The sequence below is a fragment of the Streptomyces aureocirculatus genome (genome assembly GCF_000720475.1).
Classification (GTDB): Bacteria; Actinomycetota; Actinomycetes; order Streptomycetales; family Streptomycetaceae; genus Streptomyces; species Streptomyces aureocirculatus.
This window is the reverse complement of record NZ_JOAP01000202.1, coordinates 1-239: the sequence shown is the minus strand read 5'-3', so window position 1 is coordinate 239 and position 239 is coordinate 1. Positions and strand designations below refer to the sequence as shown.

1 pseudogene is annotated in these 239 nt (G+C 65.7%); it reads right to left on the bottom strand.

Annotation, left to right across the window (positions count from 1 at the left end):
- Positions 1 to 239: pseudogene (locus IG78_RS47435) on the bottom strand (transposase); the annotation flags it as partial.

Genomic DNA, 239 nt, shown 5'->3' with positions numbered 1-239 from the left:
GACCGGATCGGTGGTATGCCCTTCACGAGCGGGATCAGGGCCTGGCTGTCGTGGACGTTGGCGCCTGAGATTCCGACGGACAGGGGCAGACCGGTCCTCTCGGTGACCAGATGGATCTTCGAGCCGTACTTGCCCCGGTCGACAGGATTCGGACCTGTCAGCTCCCCCTTTTCAGGGCCCGCATGTTCACCGAGTCGATCGCACACCGCGACCAGTCCAGCTCCCCGCGGGAGCCGAGC